This is a genomic window from Rhodoferax sp. ZS1R8 (assembly GCF_056521325.1).
In genome coordinates this window covers 1-1,137 of the sequence record NZ_JBWMBA010000149.1, presented here as the reverse complement: position 1 = coordinate 1,137, position 1,137 = coordinate 1, and the positions used below count along the sequence as shown (strand labels likewise).

The 1,137-nt window shown below is 64.0% G+C and carries 1 protein-coding gene; it reads right to left on the bottom strand.

What is annotated here, in order from left to right:
• Positions 1-1,137, bottom strand: a 1,137-nt coding sequence (locus AC097P_RS24550) for an SPOR domain-containing protein (RefSeq protein ID WP_479613028.1), incomplete at both ends; no start/stop codon positions are given.

Below are 1,137 nucleotides of genomic sequence, written 5' to 3'. Positions count from 1 at the left end.
TGGGCCTGGCTGGCATATGGCCCGACCCGTACACGGATCTGACGGGTCTTGGACTTGAGTTCCTTCATCACCGATGGCAACCCGGCCTCTAGCAGTTTGGCGTGGGCCTTGGCGGCGTTCTCGGGTACAGCAAACAGCCCCACGTTGATGAAAAAGGACTTGGTGTCCGCGACTGGGCTGGATGCTACGGCAGAGGCCTTTTGCACCGGCGTAGCCGCCGCCGCGGCGGTCTGCGGTTTTTTGGTGGCCTTTGTCTCCGCCGGTTCTTTAGCGGCCCGTACCTGAACGGCAGGTGTCGACGCAGCGGTGCTGGTCTTGGCCTTGCTTGCGCTCGCAGTCTTTGCAGGGGTCGGGGCGGGCGGCGCCGATGTGGTTGATGCAGGCGTCGGCACAGTGGATACTGTGGGTGCCGCCAATGCTGCCGTTGTTGCGGCAATGGCCGTTCCTATCGTTGGCATGGAACTGGTAGCTTGGGGTTGGCTGGCTGCCAGCGCCATGCTCGGCGCTGAGGCAGGCGGTGCAGATGCCGGTGTGGATGCCGGTGCCGAGGCGGCAGAAGCAGAAACGGAAACGGAAGCCGCAGACGATGGTGCGGACGCTACAGCTTCGCTAGCCGTTGCCGCGGCGCTGGCTGTGGGCATCGGCATCATACGATTCGGGGTAGCCGCGTCAGTGGTCCGCCCGACCGCCACGTTGCCCGCCTCCAGCGCACCGTGCGGCAGGACGGTCACCTGGCTGAGTGCAGAAAACTGCTGGTATGCGAATGCCGCAAGCAGCACGACCGCAACATTGGCGGCTGCCAGTGCTATCAGTCGGTTGCGGTTGCTGGCCTGGCGCAACAGGGCATCACGCGCATCGGCCACATTGGCATGGCCCGTCAGCGCCTTGGCCATGGCCTTGCGGCACTCGGTGTGAAACAGCGCATTGCCAAACAGGCCCGGCAACACAAAGGCTGCCAGCCCAAACCCCAGGCCCAGCGCCATCATCAACGTGTCGGAAAACTGGAGCACCAGGCGCGCAATGCCAAACACCAGCAGTGCCACTGCAACGAGTATGCCAACATAGGCCAGGGCCGCCACCCACAGTTTGCGAAACACCAGCCAGTTCAGCGTCAGCAGGCTGGCGGCCGTGTTCCAG